Annotated in this window: 20 protein-coding genes; 9 read left to right on the top strand and 11 right to left on the bottom strand. The window is 54.8% G+C overall.

What is annotated here, in order from left to right; genetic code table 11:
• Positions 1 to 73: 73 nt before the first annotated feature.
• Complete coding sequence (locus tag TH468_RS09550) at positions 74 to 292, bottom strand: DUF3126 family protein (RefSeq protein ID WP_007089297.1); 219 nt, start codon at positions 290 to 292, stop codon at positions 74 to 76.
• Positions 293 to 676: 384 nt separating this feature from the next.
• Here TH468_RS09550 and TH468_RS09555 point away from each other — a divergent pair, with 384 nt between their 5' ends.
• Together TH468_RS09555 and hpt are read left to right on the top strand one after the other, a co-directional pair.
• Complete coding sequence (locus TH468_RS09555) at positions 677 to 1,390, top strand: glutathione S-transferase (RefSeq protein ID WP_085643559.1); 714 nt, start codon at positions 677 to 679, stop codon at positions 1,388 to 1,390.
• Between the two features lie 143 nt (positions 1,391 to 1,533).
• On the top strand, positions 1,534 to 2,070 hold the full coding sequence (gene hpt, locus TH468_RS09560) for a hypoxanthine phosphoribosyltransferase (RefSeq protein WP_063091850.1): 537 nt from the start codon (positions 1,534 to 1,536) through the stop codon (positions 2,068 to 2,070).
• 42 nt (positions 2,071 to 2,112) lie between these two features.
• Here the strand turns inward: hpt and TH468_RS09565 are convergent, their stop codons facing one another.
• The 4 genes from TH468_RS09565 to TH468_RS09580 form a co-directional block, all read right to left on the bottom strand.
• Positions 2,113 to 2,631, bottom strand: a complete 519-nt coding sequence (locus TH468_RS09565; RefSeq protein ID WP_085643561.1) for a hypothetical protein — start codon at positions 2,629 to 2,631, stop codon at positions 2,113 to 2,115.
• Positions 2,628 to 2,915: a YqjD family protein gene (locus TH468_RS09570; RefSeq protein ID WP_085643662.1), complete on the bottom strand. Its 288-nt coding sequence runs from the start codon at positions 2,913 to 2,915 to the stop codon at positions 2,628 to 2,630. The genes TH468_RS09565 and TH468_RS09570 overlap by 4 nt, the downstream gene beginning before the upstream one ends.
• A gap of 268 nt (positions 2,916 to 3,183) precedes the next feature.
• Positions 3,184 to 4,356: a 4-hydroxybenzoate 3-monooxygenase gene (gene pobA, locus TH468_RS09575; RefSeq protein WP_085643563.1), complete on the bottom strand. Its 1,173-nt coding sequence runs from the start codon at positions 4,354 to 4,356 to the stop codon at positions 3,184 to 3,186.
• Positions 4,357 to 4,542: 186 nt separating this feature from the next.
• Positions 4,543 to 5,493: an ABC transporter substrate-binding protein gene (locus TH468_RS09580; protein WP_168177109.1), complete on the bottom strand. Its 951-nt coding sequence runs from the start codon at positions 5,491 to 5,493 to the stop codon at positions 4,543 to 4,545.
• Between the two features lie 298 nt (positions 5,494 to 5,791).
• Here TH468_RS09580 and TH468_RS09585 point away from each other — a divergent pair, with 298 nt between their 5' ends.
• Positions 5,792 to 6,622, top strand: a complete 831-nt coding sequence (locus TH468_RS09585) for a mannosyl-3-phosphoglycerate phosphatase (RefSeq protein ID WP_085643567.1) — start codon at positions 5,792 to 5,794, stop codon at positions 6,620 to 6,622.
• Positions 6,615 to 7,847 carry a glycosyl transferase gene (locus tag TH468_RS09590; protein ID WP_085643569.1) on the top strand — a complete coding sequence of 411 codons (1,233 nt, stop codon included), beginning with the start codon at positions 6,615 to 6,617 and terminating at the stop codon, positions 7,845 to 7,847. The genes TH468_RS09585 and TH468_RS09590 overlap by 8 nt, the downstream gene beginning before the upstream one ends.
• Positions 7,848 to 7,907: 60 nt before the next feature.
• Here TH468_RS09590 and TH468_RS09595 read toward each other — a convergent pair whose 3' ends face one another.
• Positions 7,908 to 8,747, bottom strand: coding sequence for an SDR family oxidoreductase (locus TH468_RS09595; protein WP_085643571.1), 840 nt, complete (start codon positions 8,745 to 8,747; stop codon positions 7,908 to 7,910).
• Between the two features lie 99 nt (positions 8,748 to 8,846).
• Here TH468_RS09595 and TH468_RS09600 point away from each other — a divergent pair, with 99 nt between their 5' ends.
• The gene (locus tag TH468_RS09600; protein WP_085643573.1) at positions 8,847 to 9,746 is read left to right on the top strand and encodes a LysR family transcriptional regulator; all 900 of its coding nucleotides are present in this window, start codon (positions 8,847 to 8,849) and stop codon (positions 9,744 to 9,746) included.
• A gap of 26 nt (positions 9,747 to 9,772) precedes the next feature.
• Here TH468_RS09600 and TH468_RS09605 read toward each other — a convergent pair whose 3' ends face one another.
• The 3 genes from TH468_RS09605 to TH468_RS09615 all read right to left on the bottom strand — a co-directional run bounded on the left by TH468_RS09605 (position 9,773) and on the right by TH468_RS09615 (position 12,776).
• A complete protein-coding gene (locus TH468_RS09605) occupies positions 9,773 to 10,264 on the bottom strand; it encodes a hypothetical protein (RefSeq protein WP_085643575.1) in 492 nt (163 codons plus the stop codon).
• Between the two features lie 89 nt (positions 10,265 to 10,353).
• Positions 10,354 to 10,824: a hypothetical protein gene (locus TH468_RS09610; RefSeq protein WP_085643577.1), complete on the bottom strand. Its 471-nt coding sequence runs from the start codon at positions 10,822 to 10,824 to the stop codon at positions 10,354 to 10,356.
• A gap of 137 nt (positions 10,825 to 10,961) precedes the next feature.
• Positions 10,962 to 12,776, bottom strand: a complete 1,815-nt coding sequence (locus TH468_RS09615) for an alpha-amylase family glycosyl hydrolase (RefSeq protein WP_085643579.1) — start codon at positions 12,774 to 12,776, stop codon at positions 10,962 to 10,964.
• 177 nt (positions 12,777 to 12,953) lie between these two features.
• Between TH468_RS09615 and TH468_RS21170 the strand changes: the two genes are divergently transcribed.
• Positions 12,954 to 13,685, top strand: a complete 732-nt coding sequence (locus TH468_RS21170; RefSeq protein ID WP_139834676.1) for a hypothetical protein — start codon at positions 12,954 to 12,956, stop codon at positions 13,683 to 13,685.
• A 12-nt stretch (positions 13,686 to 13,697) separates the two neighbouring features.
• Positions 13,698 to 14,321 carry a hypothetical protein gene (locus tag TH468_RS09620; protein ID WP_085643581.1) on the top strand — a complete coding sequence of 208 codons (624 nt, stop codon included), beginning with the start codon at positions 13,698 to 13,700 and terminating at the stop codon, positions 14,319 to 14,321.
• Between the two features lie 129 nt (positions 14,322 to 14,450).
• Here the strand turns inward: TH468_RS09620 and TH468_RS09625 are convergent, their stop codons facing one another.
• Both TH468_RS09625 and TH468_RS09630 read right to left on the bottom strand, forming a co-directional pair.
• Positions 14,451 to 14,849 (bottom strand): cupin domain-containing protein, encoded by a 399-nt coding sequence (locus tag TH468_RS09625; protein WP_168177110.1) that lies wholly within the window; start codon positions 14,847 to 14,849, stop codon positions 14,451 to 14,453.
• A 146-nt stretch (positions 14,850 to 14,995) separates the two neighbouring features.
• Positions 14,996 to 16,711 (bottom strand): thiamine pyrophosphate-requiring protein, encoded by a 1,716-nt coding sequence (locus TH468_RS09630; protein ID WP_085643585.1) that lies wholly within the window; start codon positions 16,709 to 16,711, stop codon positions 14,996 to 14,998.
• 127 nt (positions 16,712 to 16,838) lie between these two features.
• On the opposite strand from TH468_RS09630, the gene TH468_RS09635 reads away from it, so the two are divergent.
• Both TH468_RS09635 and TH468_RS09640 read left to right on the top strand, forming a co-directional pair.
• Complete coding sequence (locus TH468_RS09635) at positions 16,839 to 17,600, top strand: IclR family transcriptional regulator (protein ID WP_085643587.1); 762 nt, start codon at positions 16,839 to 16,841, stop codon at positions 17,598 to 17,600.
• Positions 17,601 to 17,681: 81 nt separating this feature from the next.
• A complete protein-coding gene (locus TH468_RS09640; RefSeq protein ID WP_085643589.1) occupies positions 17,682 to 18,314 on the top strand; it encodes a LysE family translocator in 633 nt (210 codons plus the stop codon).
• Positions 18,315 to 18,330 lie beyond the last annotated feature (16 nt).

Raw genomic sequence — 18,330 nt, forward strand, 5'->3', positions numbered from 1 at the left:
TCGCGACCAGATCACCCAATGCAAAACGCCCCGGCCATCGGCACGGGGCGTTTGTATCGGCAATGCCGCAACCTTAAACGGCCGGCGGCAGGTCTTCTTCAAGGATGACGATATTCAGCGAATAGCTGACTTCGCCTTCGTCCTCGTCACGGTGCACAACACCGACAAACTCGTCGCCAACGCGCATTTCAATCGGGTGGCCTTTGCGCTTGGGCGCATCGACGGCAATTTTCGGATTATCAAAGGTGCGGCGCAGATAATCGGTAACGCGGGCGATTTCGGTCGGTGTCATGTAACTGGTCCCTTGCTTCTGTCAGATCGGCTTTGGTCTTTGAACCGTGTTCGGGGCAAACGGCGCAGCTTGTTCGCGCCAGCACGTCCCCCAACCGGTCTTGCGAAATAAATAACGGGCATTGTCCTTTCACAAACTGTGCCATGAAATCAACCCTGCTTGCGCAAAAAAGGCCCCTCTCGACCAATTTTTTGTATCGCGCAAAGCCGATTGTTCCCGTAATACAGCTTCGACAGGCCGCCGATACGATATCCGGCCCGCAACGTCCCGGCCCCTTCTGTTCCTAAACATAGGGTGGCGATGATGGAATGTCTAACGCGTGACATTGCGATTTGTGCCCGATAAGCGGTTGCAATGCGCCGTCCCAAACGCTAATCGAATACTATGACCGATCACGCACCAGCCCCCGCATCCCCTCTTGCATCATCTGCCCCTGTATCATCACGGGCACCGCGCCCGGTTTTATACAGTTTCCGCCGCTGCCCCTATGCGATGCGCGCCCGCATGGCCCTGCTGGCAAGCGGGATCGATGTCGAACTGCGCGAAGTTGTCCTGCGTGACAAACCGCAATCCATGATCGATGCCTCGCCAAAGGCAACCGTACCCGTCCTGATCCTGCCCGATGGCAGCGTGATCGACGAAAGCCTTGAAATCATGGTCTGGGCGCTGGCCGAAAATGATCCGGAAAAATGGCTTGAACCCGAAAGCGGCACGCTTGATGACATGCTCGCCCTGATTTCGCAAAATGACGGTCCATTCAAACATCATCTCGACCGCTATAAATATTTCAACCGCTACGAGGACGCCGATCCGGCCGAACATCGCCGCGATGCGGAAAAAATCCTCAACCGGCTTGATGGCCGTCTGGCGGTTGGCAAATACCTGTTTGGCACCCGCCCGGCCCTTGCCGATTTTGCCATTGCGCCCTTCATCCGCCAGTTCGCCAATACCGACACGGATGCCTTTGATGCGATGCCGTTTGTCCATCTGCAACGCTGGCTTGACGATTTCCTGAATTCGCGCTGGTTTGCGGACGCGATGGTCAAATATGACCAATGGCACGAAGGCGATGAACCGGTGATATTCAAAGCGGCCTGAACAATCAAAACGTGCAAACGTGCCGGAATACGGGGGGAAATTCTACGGGATTATACTTCTGTTACCATTCACGGGCTGGTCATGGGGGGCGGCTTGTGATAGCAAGCGGGAAATCATCCCACAACGCTTCAGGACCGAGATTGATGGCCGATTATGATGTCAAGCCGCTGATAACGGCGGACGAAATTGCCACGCAGATCGATGCGCTTGCCGCCAAGATCAATGAAAACTTCAAAGATACCGAAAAACTGATCGTTGTCGGTCTGCTGCGCGGATCGTTCGTTTTCATCGCCGATCTGGCCCGCAAGCTGACCGTTCCGGTCGAAGTCGATTTCATGGTCGCCTCAAGCTACGGCGATTCCACCGAAAGCTCGCGCAATGTCCGTATCGTCAAGGATCTGGACGGCCAGATCCGCGGCAAGGACGTGCTTCTGGTCGAAGACATCATCGATACCGGCTATACCCTGTCCGAAGTCGTCCGTTTGCTTAAAACCCGCGATCCGAACCGGCTTGAAATCTGTACCCTTCTGAACAAACCGTCACGCCGCGAAGTCGAAATTCCGATCCATTATTGCGGCTTTGACATTCCCGATGAATTTGTCGTCGGCTATGGCATCGATTACGCTCAGGCCAACCGCAACCTGCCCTTTATCGGCACGGTGCATTTCCACGGCGAATAAGGCTTCGGCAATCTGAAATGAAAAATGGCGGGAACCATCCGGTTATCCCGCCATTTTTGAATCTGATGTCGTGCTGCTGTTTTCCGGCTGGTCTGGCGTCCCCGGTTGTTCGGCGGGGCTTGTTGTCGCACCAACCGGCCGATCAAACACGCCAAGGGCGGACAAATCGGCAAACAGGCGTTCAAGGCCATCCTGCATTTGCGGTTTGTCACCCTGCCCGGTTGCGTAACCGGCGCGGGCCGCATGGATCAGCATATCAAATAAAAGCGCATCCTCACTGCGGGCCGGGTCGGCACCTGCTTTGTCTTCGCGTGCGATCCCGTCACTTGGGTCGCGTTGCAGAACAATCGCCAGCGCCACCAAGCCAAGCGCGACCAGAACCGTCCCAAGACCAAGGGCAGCACCAAGTGTCCCGAACTGCGCGGCCAGATAAATAAACACCGCCGCCAGCAGAAACCCGATCCCGATCAGGATCGTTACCCCGATAACCGCAAAAACCGCCAGCTTTACGGCGGCGGCCTTTGCGATTTCAGTGATCGCTTCAACGATCTGATCGATCATTTACGCAGCAGACCGCCAACCAGCATACCAATGCCGAACGTCACCGCAACCGAGGTCAGCGGGCGCTCGCGCACCTGATCAACGGCAACGCCGCGTGCATGGTCAAACTGGTCATGAACCTGGCCGGAAACCTCGCGGACGCGCTCTGCGGCGGATTGCGCGACGGAATTGGCCCGCTCGCTCCCCATCGTTTTGAGCGTCTTGGTGACTTCGGCAAGATCCTTGCGCAAAGCCTCGACATCGGCCTGAAGTTTTGCATTATCCGTATCAGTCTTGGTCACCATCATTAACTCCTGTGGTTATCCATTAACTTATTCGACACTTTCATAACGAACCGGACCCCACAGAAGTTCCACACAAGATTGTGATCATTTGGAGGCACCCGCATCAAACCGCGGCATTCCGCCCGCCCCGGCCAGCACATTTTTCCGACAGAAATCCGCTTTTGGCAAAAAAGAACGGCCCGTCGTGGGAACGGGCCGTTCATCCCTTGCAGATATCCGGGCGGATTACGGAGTGTGGGGCTCCAAACCATGCCGACCAGCAAGATAATCAGTAAGGCAAACCGACATAGTTTTCTGCAAGCGTCGTCAAACCTGCCTTCGATGACAGGATATATTCCAGTTCGGCGCGGCGGATACGGCCGTCAAAATCGTGATGATCATCAAAGGTGTGCAGCATCGTTGTCATCCACCAGCTAAACCGCTCCGCCTTCCACACGCGCGCAAGCGCTGTATCGGAATAGGCGTCAAGCAAATCATCACGGTTCCGCTTGAATTTGCCGATCAAGGCCTCTGACAGGTAATGCACATCGCTTGCCGCAAGGTTAAGCCCCTTGGCCCCGGTCGGCGGCACGATATGGCCCGCATCGCCCGCCAGGAAGAGACGCCCGTGGCTTAGCGGTTCGGCAACAAAGCTTCGAAGCGGTGCGATGCTTTTTTCAAACACCTCGCCCTCATTGACCAGTTCCCCGTCCGCTTCACCAAGCCGGACCCGAAGCTCGTGCCAGAACCGGTCATCGGACCAGTCTTCAATCTTCTCGCTGCTCGGCACCTGCACATAATGGCGCACAACACTCTCGGATCGCATCGAACAAAGCGCAAATCCCCGGTCATGGCTGGCATAAATAAGCTCGTCGGCCACCGGCTTGGCCTTCGCCAGAACACCCAGCCAGCCAAACGGATAAACCTTTTCATAAGTCCGAAGTTTCGATGACGGCATCGTCTGCCGCCCGACCCCGTGGAAGCCGTCACAGGCCGCAATATAATCACAGCTCAGTTCAACCGGATTGCCATCCTTGACATATCGAACACGCGGCTTTGCTGTTTCGATATCATGCAGACTGACATCCTCGGCCTCGAACACGATCTCGCCGCCATGATCAAGGCGTGCCTGTATCAGATCCTTGGTCACCTCGGTCTGGCCGTAAATCATCACGGTCGCGCCACCGGTCAGTTCTTCGATATTCACATGCTGGCGCTTGCCATTGACGCTGATATAGATGCCGCCATGAATAATGCCCTCGCGCTTCATGCGGGCATCAACGCCGACCCGCTCCATCAGGCCGACCGTCCCCATCTCAAGAACACCGGCCCGGATGCGCCCCTCGACATAGGCGCGGTCCTTGCGTTCCAGAATGACGCTGTCAATTCCCTGCACATGCAGCAAATGCGAAAGCAGCAACCCCGAAGGACCGCAGCCGATAATGGCAACAGGGACATGCATGACGTAAACCTCACTTGACTATTCTTATTGGTTTTCCGGAACAAGAACCGTTCCAATAAGGAAAGAATACGTCTGATTTCACATGGGAAGAATGGACAAACCGGGAAAAGGATAGGACAAATCGAACATCTATACCGCAATGGTTATCGCAACATATCCCGATGGTTTTGATCGGGGCGCCGATGGTCAGAAACCGCCAACCTGATCTGCCCCCACCTGATCTGCCCCGACCGGATTTCCCTGCACGCTCTCCTGCCCGCTCCCCGGCCCGTTAACCGCCATTTTCGGTCCGGGCGTGGCACTTGCGGTTTGTTCACACACACCCCAGCCACGGCACATGGCCCGACCTTCGGGGGTATCAAGGAACCCGTCAAATGCATCGCGCAACACGGCCCCTTGCGGATTTTTGCGGGAAAACAGGATGAACATCTTGTCCGACTGCACCGGGTCGGTCATCTCATAGCGCGTCAACGCATCCTCGCCCAGCACGCGCGCCATATCCAACAGGCCGACTTCTTCTTCCTCGATATAGATATCGGCCCGCCCGGCATCCAGAAACCGCCACGCGGCCTCCGATGTCGTCACGATATCAACCGGAATGCCCTGACGGCGAAATTCGACTTCATACCAGTAACTGGCAACCCCGACCGGACGCAGTCCAAGCGGACCAAGATCGGCGATTTCGTCGATATCAAGCCCGGCAGGGAACCTGTCCTTGCGATAAAAACCTTTCTGGTGTGCATTTGCGATCGGATAGCGCGGATAAAACGCCTCTGCGGCGCGCTCTTCGGTCCAGATCCAGCTGAATGTCCCGGCATATTCCCCGGCAATGGTTTGCTCATAGGCCCGTCGCCACGGCACGAAAACATACCGCACCCGGTATCCCAACGCCTCGAACACCTCGGTAACGCGCTTGGTGTGGATGCCGTACCCGTCGGCATTTTCCGTAATCATCGGCGGCCATTCGCCAATCGCAAACAGGACCTCCGGCTTCTCCGCCGATGTTTCTGCGGTTTTTCCGGCCTCCTGTGCGACCGCCCCGGATAATCCCGGAACGACCACGCACACAACGGCCCACGTGATCTGAACCATCAACGCCAGCAAAGGCGCGATACCACCCGTCCATCTTTTCCCCACACCACACTCCTGCATGGTTGCGGCATATGCTGCCGCCTTACCCCGATAGGTCACATTATTGTTTTTTCTGAACTTATCTTATGTTGATAAGCCTGACGGATTATTAAACGCCAAATTCGCTATTTTTCATACGTGCGATCACGATACCGGATCAAAATGCCTTTAATTTCATCAGCATGTAACGACGCATAAAATTTAACCTTTCCACTGTCGCCCTGTCTTGACCTGTATGCTAAGGTAAGTTCCGGTTATTGCACCGGCCCCGTCAAAAGCCTTTTGAAACCGACCAAACGGGACAATGACAGAACACAGCCACTGCGCCATTTTCACCGATCTTGACGGCACCCTGCTTGATCATGACACCTATTCCTGGGCCCCGGCGGCTCCGGCGATTGCCCGCGTAAAAAAGCTTGGCATTCCACTGATTGCGATCTCGTCAAAAACGCTGGCCGAACTGTCATACATCAATTCCGAACACGATCTGTTCGATGGCCTGATTGGCGAAAATGGCGGTGTCATCCGCCTGGGTGATCAGACAGAACAACCCGGTCCCGCAACCAGAACCATCGATGCCGCCCGCGATGCGATCCGGGCAGCCGTCGCGGTCCCGGTGCAAAGCTTCCGCACCGTATCACCCGACATCATCGCTGATGCCACCGGGCTTGCGATTGATGACGCCGCGCGCGCCGGGGATCGGTTCTGTTCCGACCCGCTGATCTGGCAACCCGATGATGCCGATATCGCAACCGCCCGGACCATTGCCGAAACATTCGGCCTGAAACTGGTCAAGGGCGGGCGTTTTCACACCCTTTGCGGCCCGACCGACAAGGGGGCCGCCATGGCACGCATGGTGGAACTATTGACCCAAAACGGCGTTCTGTCTTCAACGGGTTTAACGCCACGCACAATCGCCCTGGGGGATTCCGCCAATGACGCGACCATGCTGGCCGCGGCCGATTTCCCGATCCAGATACCGCAAAAACATGCATCTGCAACAACCGCATTGATAAAGGATCAGAAACTGATCATCGCCCCGAAACCGGGTCCTTCGGGCTGGAACGCGGGCGTCAATTCCCTTCTCGATCAATTGACCAATACCAATAACAAAAGCGAGGTACTTCATGGCTGATTTTCATCAGGGCGGGCCGATCACGACCCTGCACCGCATCATCGACCGCAACCCCGAAGAACTCGCTTATGAAATGACCGCCTTCGCCCGCCAGCGTCGGCAAACCCTGATCCTGCCCTGCCTGTATTCCGAACTTGAAACCCCGGCCATGACCACGATCCTCGAAGGATTGAAACAGGCCACCTATATCGATCAGATCGTCGTCGGGCTGGACCGGGCGGACGCCACCCAATACGCCTATGCCCGGGAATTTTTCAAAGACCTGCCGCAACATGTCCGCATCCTCTGGAATGACGGCCCGCGCCTGCGCAGCGTCCATGACCGGCTCGCGGAATATGATCTGGCGCGCTACGAACCGGGCAAGGGCCGCAATGTCTGGTATTGCCTTGGCTATACGCTGGCATCGGGGCGGAGTTCTGTGATCGGCATTCATGATTGCGACATCGCAACCTATAAGCCCGATCTGCCCGCCCGTCTGATGTATCCGATTGCCAACCCGGCATTCAATTTCGCCTTCGCCAAGGGATACTATGCCCGCGTTGCCAATGGCACGCTCAAGGGCCGGGTCTGCCGCCTGTTTGTAACGCCGCTGATCCGCGCACTCAAACAGGTTGTCGGCAAAACCGAATTCCTCAATTACCTTGATTGCTTCCGCTATTCGCTCTCGGGTGAAATGGCCATCCGTACCGACGTCGCCTATGGACTTCGCGTCGCATCCGACTGGGGCCTCGAAGTTTCGATGCTGTCAGAAATGTATCGCAACCATACGGTCCATCGTCTGGCGCAGGTCGATATCGCCGATATCTATGACCACAAACACCGCGAATTTGACCCGGCCGAAAAGGATGACGGCCTGTCACGCATGGCAAGCGACATCGCCAAATCCCTGTTCCGCAAACTCGCCACCCAAGGCACCGTTTTCTCACACGAAACCTTCCGCACGCTCAAGGCAACCTACTATCGCACCGCCCTTGACCTGATCGAACAATACCGCGCGGACGCGCTGTTTAACGGCCTTAAAATCAATCGCGACGAAGAAGAAAAATGCGTCGAGGTACTGGCCGAAGTCATCATGAGCGCGGGACAGCATTACCTCGACAACCCACTCGAAAGCCCCTTCATTCCAAGCTGGCAGCGCGTTGAAAGTGCGATGGGCGACATCTTCGAACAGCTCTCGGGCGCCGTCGAAGACGACCTGAACGATGCCGGAATTGGCAAAAACTGATACGCCAAAAACCAAAAAGGGCAGCCAGCAGGCTGCCCTTTTTCTTTGCCCATGGCCCCCTTAACCCGGCATGTCGGCCTCAAAGAAACCACGCATATGGGCCATGTAATCTTCGTCGCTGTTATGCTGCCGCGCCTTGATGAAACCGCGCGCATCGTCACCAACAAAATACCGCAGCTGACGGCTGTCATCGGTTACGGCCTGTACGACAAACCCTGCAACATAACGTGCACTCATCAATCGGCCACCGGCCATTTTCCCGAACATCGCACGGGTTCTGGCAAGAAACGCATCATAGTCTTTCAGCCGGTCATCCGAAACGAAGTCCGCCGCAGACCTTTCGTGGAAACGGGTCTGATCAATCCCGCCATGCGGAATGACCAGCTTGGCGATGATATTCTGGGATGCCAGTTCATAGGATAGCGCTTCGGTAAAGCCATCAAGCGCGAACTTGCTCGCACAATATGCCGAAATCATCGGCAATCCGAAAATCCCCGCACCGGAACTGACATTCACGATCACCCCGCCACCTTTCGCCCGGAAATGCGACAAGATGGCACGCGTTACATCCATCACGCCAAACACATTCACATCAAACTGGCGCTGTATCCGGTCACGGTCAAGGGCCTCGAACAAACCATACTGGCCAAAACCGGCATTGTTGACCAATGCATCAATGCGCCCAAACCGGGCGATACCGGCATCCACCGCTGCCGTGATTGATGAAATATCCTCGACATCCAACCGCAATACCATCACCTGATCGGCTTGCTGGAAATCCGGCTTCTTGTCCGGATCACGCAGGGTCGCAATCACGTTCCAGCCCGCTTCGACAAACAGGTCGACGGATGCATACCCGACCCCTGATGACGTTCCAGTAATCAAAACCGTCTTTGGCATTGCTTTCTCCTTTGGCAATTTGTCACGCCAAAGTTAGGCAACCTTTATTATTCTGATAATTGCGATATTATTGCATGAACTAATGCAGGATGTCGCACAATGTACCGCGCAAGCCTTCTGGAACTTCATGGCGTTACCGCCGTCGCAGCACATCGCAACTTCCGGGCCGCGGCACAGGAACTGGGGATTTCGCCCTCGGCGCTCAGCCATGCGATTTCGATGCTCGAAACCCGCATTGGTGTGCGGCTGTTTAACCGCACGACCAGAAGCGTTGCGCCGACCGATGCCGGAACCGCCTTTCTTGACCGTATCACCCCCGCCCTTCACGATATTTCGGCGGCCATGGAAACCGCCAATCTTTATCGTGACAAGCCGATTGGCACACTGCGCATCAACACATCCGAAGACGCCGCAAACCTGACCCTGATGCCGATCATCAATGATTTTCTCGCGCGCTATCCCGACGTCAAAATAGACATCGTCACCGAAGGACGGCTGATCGATATCGTCGCTGACGGCTTCGATGCCGGTATCCGGCTGCTTGAAAACGTCCCCCAGGATATGATCGCCATCCCCGTCGGACCGGAACAGCGTTTTGTCGTTGTTGGCACGCCTGACTATTTCAAATCCCATCCGGCACCGAAAATCCCGACCGATCTCACCAGCCATGCTTGCGCAAGGCTGCGATTGCCCGGTGGCAGCATCTATCGATGGGAATTTGAACGCCGGGGTGAACAGATGCGCATTGACGTCAATGGTCCGCTGACCATCGGCAGTTCAAAACTGATCACCGAGGCCGTCCTTGCCGGAAAAATGCTGGGTTATGTCATTGAACATTCTGTGGCCGAACATCTCAAAACCGGTCGTCTCGTCACCTGTCTCGAAGACTGGACACCGCCCTTCCCCGGTCTGCATCTTTATTATCCGGGGCATCGCCACGTTCCTGCGGCCTTGCGCGCCTTTATCGACCTTGTGAAAGAACATCGCCGCACGGCTTGATCAATCACCTCCAACACCGCCGCAGGTCATATTTGATACTGGTATTCATATTCGAACAGAACGCCGAAGATCTGATCGATCGTGTTCCCATCCTGATCACGCGTACGCACCGGCAATAAAACCCGTATCCAGTGCTGATCGGGATACATGTCGAACGACACATAATGGAATGTCGGATTGCCGCGCATCATCGTATCAAACAGCGCCGCCGACAGGCAGCTGCCATACTTCATGTCGATCTCGCGCGGGCTGGCCCGCTGAAAGCTTTCCCGGTAAAGCCTGACAGCCGATGCCGCATGGATCAGGATCAGAAAGTCATCTTTAAGCGACTGATATTCATATATCGATATGTCATCGACCCAAGGGCGCAGTCGCTCTGCACTCAACACGTCGCGTGTCGGCAGAATTTCGTCGGGATTTTCCTGATGTGCAGCATGCCAGAGCTCTACAAGTTCGATGACATGGTCACCCACATCGCCGGGCAATTCTTCAAGCTTGAAATCGGCAGCTTCGGCCATTCTTTCGGTGACCTTCCCATTCCCCAATATAAGTGAATTGGGAAATAAGCGATTAAATAACAAGATGCGACGAGCTCTAAATCACCGCCTCACACCCTGTATAGGAAATGCACCACCAGAACCTGAATGACCGGATCACCCTTCCGGCATCTTGTTCGCACCGGCAACATCAACCGCAGCCAGTTTTCCCACTGCTTGCGCTCGACCCCGATCATGTGGAATTGCGCCTGCCCGGTTTTGATCACTTCGCACAGGGTCGGATAGACCGCCGTTCCGAAATCAAGATCAATCTGGCGCGGGGTTGATCCCTGATAATTCTCGCCACTGGCCGCAATCATGTTCGGCGCATCGCGGCGAATGACGAAATCATTGCGATCAGGCTGATATTCGTAAATACCGATATCATCGCACCATGGAGCCAGCATGTCGGAACCCAGATCACGCCGGTCGGGAATATCCCCGTCACGGCAGGCATCCTGCCAAAGCGCAAGCAACCGGGAAACATGCCCGTCCACATCGTCCGGCAGGTCATCCAGCCGAATTTCCTGCGCATAGGCCATCGCGCAATAAGCTCCCCGACACGTCCATTCACTCTGTATCGATCATAGGAACGCATCACAACGCAATGCAAGGCGCAAACATCATGATTTTCTGATTTTAAGTATTACAGCGGATTACTCAGCGTCGAAAACCGGCCTCAAACCGGCATCGTATCGCGATAGCGTTGCAGCAACCGGCTATCGATGCGATTGCGCCCGTCGATATTTGAAATCCACACGATCTGATAGGGTGCCAGCGGCAAAATACCGTTGAAATCCTCGATCACCTGCTGCGACAAAAGATCGGTCCAGCCTTCGGTCATGATCAGGTTGATCTTTGAAAGATCAAGGTCCTGCACCTGATCGGTCAGGTTGAACACACAGAAAATGCTTTGATCATTCAGATGGCTTTGCCGCCAGACGCCCAGCAACTCACGGCCAAGGTTAAGCGTATATTGCGTCGCATTTGGATGGAATGCTGGCTGCCCCATGCGGATCGACATCAGGGCACGCAACTGGTCAAACGCCTTCCGGGCAATGCCATCCTCCGAAAGCCGCGCCTCAGCCTCCTCAAGCTGCCAGATTTTGCGGTTCAACCGGCGCGGAATGCCGGTTTCCTCATATCCCGCCTGATCGTTTTCGGTGGCAAAGATCGACTGCACATAAATCGCCGGAACCCCTTCAAGCGACATGGCAATCGCCTGGCTCATCACAAACCGTTCCAGCCCATAGGTACGATCCCCGGCAAAGTTCTCGGCCAGCATGCTAAACAGCGTGACATTCAGCTCATAGGCCTTCTGCCCGCCACCCTTCAGCGACCGGTAGCTCACCTGCCCGCCCATTTTGCGCGCATGGTCGGTCATGGCATCGATCTCCGCATCCGGGATCAGGTTTTCGGCCGGGCGCAGGCCAATACCATCGTGGCTGGCGGTGAAATTGAAAAATGTGCAGCCCGCAGGCGCTGGTGGCATCGACATGATGCATTTGCGAATGCAATCGCTCCGCCCCGAAAGCAACCCATGAATGATCACCGGCGGCAGGCTGAAATTATAAATCAGATGCGCCTCGTCCTGATTGCCGAAATAGGACAGGTTTTCAAGCAGCGGCAGATTGGTTTCGGTAATAAACAGCACATCCGGATGCACCGCCGTCGTGGCAAGCCGCAATGCCTTGATGATCTTGTGCGTCTGATCAAGGTTGATCGAACTGGTCCCGGCCACCTTCCAGATAAAGCCGATGGCATCCAGCCGCACGACCCGCACGCCATGTTTAAGGTATTCCAGAACGATCTTCAGGATTTCAAAAAACACATCCGGGTTGCCGTAATCCAGATCGACCTGATCATAACTGAACGTGCACCAGACATGCTTTTCCCCGTCCGATGTCGTGACCTTGCTTAACAGCGGATGACTGCGCGGCCTAACCACATCGGAAAGATCATCATCGGGGCTGGCGGTCTTGATGTAATCGACACCGGGCTTGTCGCCCGCAAGGAACTGCTGAAACCAGACATGGGACGCCGAAATATGGTTCGCCACCAGATCGGCCATCACGGTGGCATCTTTGGACAATGCCTTCACGTCATCCCATGTGCCAAGTTCCGGTCGCAAGCTGCTGAAATCGCTTACAGAAAAACCATCATCGGATGTAAAGGGGTGAAACGGCAGGATATGAATCCCCGTCAGCCAATCCTTAAGCCACGTGCGATAAAAATCGCCAAGACTTTGCAAACCGTGATGCCCGTCGCGCGAAATGCTGTCGCCATAGGTGATCAGAAACGCATCGCGCTGATCCCATTTGCGAAGATATTCCTCGCACGGCTCCGCCCCGTCACCCTCAAGCGGCAATCCCAGCACCTCAAACACCCGGCGCACCAGATCGGCGTGATCATGTTCCGGATACACATCCGCAAGCAGATTGCGCATTGCACTTGCGAACGCAATACGCCCCGAGGTTCCGATGACACGATCCATGCTGGCTCCTTTGGGCAGGCAAATCAGGAATTCACCTTAATCAAATAATGATTTTGCCTATGATGCAAGCAACGATTTCAAAGTGCTAACAAAGCAGGCACAAATCAAATATCGAACTTGAACTTCAGAATTCAGCAGCGACAAAAATCAGCGAATTAACTGGAAGTTACGAAAATTTTGGAAAATAATTCACAGGATGTTTTAGGGAGATCAAGCGCTTTGCTCCACGCTATAAATCATAAAAAAACCCGCCTTCATTTAAGATATCTGGGCCACCGAGAAAGCGGAGAAAGAAGGGTACACGAGGAAGATGAGATCACCTCTCTCATACTCGGCCCCTTGTCTTTACTACCCAGTAAGTCCGTGGCTTATTTCTGGTCCAATTTTATTTCTTTTTTGGGCGGTCACTTGCCATCTAAAGAACCTATGTCTGCTGACATGTCATTTTGGCCTAGACGTCCTTCAACAAAAATAGAACCAGATATCTTTGTTAACTTACACTGGGATGATAGCTCGACCACCAGTATTTTGGTTGAATTAAAGTGGCGATCCGGGTTAAGCGGCGAAGATCAATTGCACCGCCAATGGTTGGAATTTTTATCCAAAGAAGAAAGAAAGACAGGCATTCACTTATTTCTTGCTCCCACCACCGTCGCCGCTGAAGCTGCTCGGTCTTTAGAGGACATATGGGGACCTCGTCTCATAGCAGCCACTTGGATAAAAACATTGTCATTTTTACATGAATTAAGAAATGACCACAATGCAGAGGGACTTCTCCCATGGATAACTCAAATAACAAAAACAATGGACTTCCTGTCAATCCGCCCATTTCGAGGGTTTTCAAATTTAGAAAAAGATATCCCCTTTTCTGAACCTGCCATCAGCCCAGTTATTTTCTTTAAAAGATAAAAGAACATTGAAATGAAAGATTTAGGAAAAAAATTATCAACATCAATTGATATAATTGAAAAATTTTTCATCGAAATAAATAGCCTTGAATTAATTATTCAACAAAAATTATTCAACATGGTCAATAATATAAAATCTGATGAAAAGATTAGAATTACATCAGATTGGATTACATCTTTCCGTGATTCCGAGAGCAATTGGATCTCCACTGACATATCAGGATCTTTGGGACTATCCCCTCCTCGAAAGAAAAATCCCAAAAGATATCTCTCATATCAAATAAGCCTAGCTGGAGATGCGGTTGAAACGGCGGACAACCAAGACAAAGAACCTTTAGTTCATATTAATTTATGGGACACACCTATTAGTTTTAGCGAAGGTATGTATTCATGCGTTTACTGGACATCCGAAGATAAAAGCGTATTTCTCGAACAAGGTACGCTCTTTTGCTGGCCAGCAAAGACAAATTACTGGCACGATAAACAATGGTCTTATGCAATAAAACTCACGCAACTCAATGACGAGACATGCGTAGACGACCTTATAACAATACCCTGCCAGCAACTTCTATTAGGGAAAGATTTAACAAGCACAATAATTCCCAAAAGCGAGGCCATCTATCGCCCCATCTTATGATTAGCTTGTTTTTGCTAATTAACGGCTCAATCGCTACCTGCAACTGCCTACAGGAGTGAAATCGCTGCCCGGTTGTTCCCTCACTAAAAAGAACCAAGCAAGCTACTCTCTTTCCCATAAAATCAAAACTCAGTCGGATGCATCTTCGGGCTTGTAGATCACGTTTTCCGCGCCCTCGGCCCCCATGAAGACGACAACGACCCGCGCGGGAATATCACCATCATTGATCCCTTCATGCCAGTAATCCATCGCCTCAAGCACCCCTTCCCCGGCGCGATAGGTGGTTTTTCCCCCGTCGCCGTAATCAACCGTGATCTGCCCTTCAAGGATATATCCATAGGTCGGCACGCCATGCTTGTGCCAGCCGGTTTTCTGCCCCGGTGCCATCGTCGCCAGCACCGATCTGATCTTGGCCTTGCCCTTGGGATAGCTCACCTGCTCGCCGACAAAATTCACACCACTATCAAGCAGCTTCACCCCGTCATGAACATCCTTGGCGGGCACGCTTTTCTCCGGATGTTTTTCCATCAGATTTTCCATGTTATGCGAACGCTCCCGCGTCGATTGATTTCCGTAATCGGTAAATCATAGGCCGATGATGCGCCTAAATCATAAAAAACCGGGCACCATTACCTTGATACCCGGTTTCATCATCGGCTCAGTATCACCGTCCCTTACGGCGCAATCGTCACCTCGACCAGCGCATGGGTGCGGTTGGTGTCGATATGGTTGATCGCTTGGCGCAGGATTTCCGGCAAATCGGCCGCCCGTTCGGCCTTCGCCGTCCATGCCCGGCTGGCTTCCGCGACCTTGGTGAAATCGGGGCTGGGTTTAAGGCCGGTCAAGGGCATCTGGTTGGTTTTCGCGGCATAGCCATCGGGATACATCCCGGTCACCGACTGGCGCACCGCGCCCCATTCATTGTTGTTCAGAACAAGGATCAGGATCGGAAGCTCAAGCGCCTCGGCGATCTGGTGGCATGCCGTCGGATTGGCAAACATATATGATCCATCGCCCATGGTGGCGATCACCAGCTTGTTTTTGTCGGCAAGCTGATAACCCATCGATGCCGGGAAGGACCAGCCAAGCCCGCCGGAATGCGGTTCCTGATACCAGCTACTGTGCTCCGAAAGCGAAAGCGGCTCCAGCGGGCAGCCAAGCTCGGAAAACACCGTTGCCGGCCGCCCGGCAATCGCATCCGAAAGACAGCGCGACACAAACGCCTTGCTCATCGGATCAACCGATCCGGCATCGGCCGCCGCCAGCGCCTTTTTGCGCGTGGCGGCATTGATCGCCGCGACCTTTTCACGCCGGTCCGTGCACGTTTCGCGATGATCGCCATGATGACGATCCAGCACGTCGGCCAGCGCCATCATCACATCTCCGGTTTCCCCGGTAAGCGAGAGGTCGGCGGCAAAATTGCGCCCCGGAAAACGGGAATAAAGCGGGTTCTGCCCGATCTGGATCACCTTGCAATCGGGGCGCAGCGTATGGATATCGGGCGACCACGGGGCCAGGCAATCAATCACCAGAACCGCATCGGCATCTTTGAGCCACGGTGCCGGGTCCATCCCCGCCATCATCGGATGATCGGTGCCAAGGGCAAGCTGGATCGCCCAATATTGCACCACCGGAATGCCCCACTGATCCACCAGTGACGACAGGCGATCAAAGGCTTCGTGCGTGCCCGTGCCACGCTGGGCAATGATCACCGGATTTTTCGCATTGGCAAGGATGCGCGCCGCATCCTCAAGGCTTTCCCTGGGTGGCATCACCCGGACCGGCTGCATGCGAAGCGGCGCGTCAATCGCATCCCCCGGACAGGGTTCACACAAAACCTCGCGCGGCAGGGATACATAAACCGGCCCCTTGGGCACGGACGATGCAATCGCATAGGCGCGGTCAACAACGTCTGGCACCTGTTCGGGGAATTTAAGTTCATATTCCCATTTCGATGCCTCGCGCACCATCGCCGCCTGATCGCGCATTTCCTGGCCCCAGCCAATCGGCACGGTCCGCGCGCCAAGCCGCCCCTGTTCCATAACCGGGGTGCGTCCCGACATCAGGATCACCGGCACATGCTCGGTCGCGGCATTGATCGCGCCAATCGCGCAATTGGCCAGCCCGACATTGGTATGCGCCATCACCGCCTGGGTTTTGCCAGTCGCAAGGTAATAGCCATGCGCCATACCCATCGCGGCATTTTCATGCGGCATGACAAGCGCGTGGGGAAGCTCGATATCCTTGGCATTGGCTTCCGCCAGCCCTTCGATGATCGGCGGAAAATCGGTGCCGGAATTGGCAAAGATATAATCCACCCCGATCGCCTTCATCCGCGCCAGAACGGCCCCGCCTGCGGTGAGCGTGATTTGCGCCTTGTCATTTTTCATTTGACGTTCCTGCCATATTTCTATATTTGAAATTTAATTTATAATATAGTTTATTATTGAAATCGGACGCAGGTCAAGCTGTCCGATTTTTGCGCCTGCCTTTTGCCCCTCACGGAAAGAACGGATCATGACAAGCCAGCTTAACGGATCGGTGCTCAAGGCCTTCCGCATCCTCGAACTCTTTGCCGAGGGACGAACCGAGCTGACCGCCAGCGACACGGCGACCGCCCTTGGCATCAACACCATCACTGCCCACCGGTTCCTGCATACGCTGGAACAGGCCGGCGCGCTTCGCATGGTTGCGCGCGGGGTCTTCCGGCTGGGTTATGTCTTTGCCGATCTGGGGGATCGCGTGCTGCGCGATGGCAGCCTGCCGAACCTGATCCAGCCGGTGCTGGACGATCTGGCGCGGACTGTGGGCGAGGCCTGCATGGCCACCGAATTTGATCGCGACATGGCGGTCTGCATCGCCAAGGCCCTGCCGGATCGGTCGCTTTATGTCGATATCCGCATCGGATCGCGGCTGGATGCCTTTTGCACGGCCCATGGCAAATTATGGCTGGCTTTCATGGGCCCGGATCAGCAGGACCGCTATTTCGAGAGCATCCGCCTGACCGGCATGACCGAACGCACCATCACCGATCTGACGGCCCTTAAATCCGAACTTCGCACCGTCCGCGAACAGGGTTTTTCAATGAATAACGGCGAACGCGAAAGCGACATTTACGCCGTCGCCGTCCCGATCCTGACCCAGCATGGCCGCATGGTTTCCGCCATTTCGGTCTTTGGCGCCTCCCCGACCCTGATCGAACAGAAACGCGATCACATTCTGACGGCCCTGCGCGACGCCGCCGAAAACGCCACACGCGCCCTTTACGGGCATTTCTGATCGTCACAATCGTTCAAGACGACATCGGGAAAACCATGCGACATTTCCGGCAATGGCCCCAAAACCGGAAAGGCGCGCAAAATGATGATTGAAAATCTGCTGCTGCTTTGGCTGGCGGCCCTGCCGCTGATGGGAAGCCCCGGCCCCGCCACCATAAGCCTGGCCGCCAGTGGTTCGGCCTTTGGCATTCGGCCAAGCCTTGGCTATCTCGGCGGGATCGTCATCGGCACGATTGCGGTTTTGCTGCTGGTCGCCACCGGCATTGCCACCGCCCTTCTCGCCCATCCAATTGCCGGGCAAGTCCTGACGGTGATTGCTGCTATCTATATCCTTTATCTGGCATGGAAAATCGCCACCGCCCCGATCAGGCCCGCCCACGCAACATCCGACAGATCGCCCGAAACCACCCCTGAAGCCAAGGCCCCCGATTTCCGCGGCGGCGTGATGCTGGCAATCACCAATCCAAAGGCCTTCGCCGCCATCGGCGCGGTCTATGCCGCACATGCCATCACGCCACATTCCCTATGGCTTGATAACGCCCTTAAAATTGCGGCTCTGGCGCTGGTGATCGTGCTGGTCAATAGTCTGTGGCTGGTTTTCGGGGCGGGCTTTGCGCGCCTGCTTTCCGATCCGCGTTTCGGGCGGCTGATCAATATCCTGTTTGCCGCCCTGCTGATCGCATCCCTTGCCATGGCCCTGCTGTCGCTGCCATAGGAACACCGCAAAGACC

The organism is Thalassospira sp. MCCC 1A03138 (genome assembly GCF_002115785.1).
In the GTDB taxonomy this organism is placed as follows: Bacteria; Pseudomonadota; Alphaproteobacteria; order Rhodospirillales; family Thalassospiraceae; genus Thalassospira.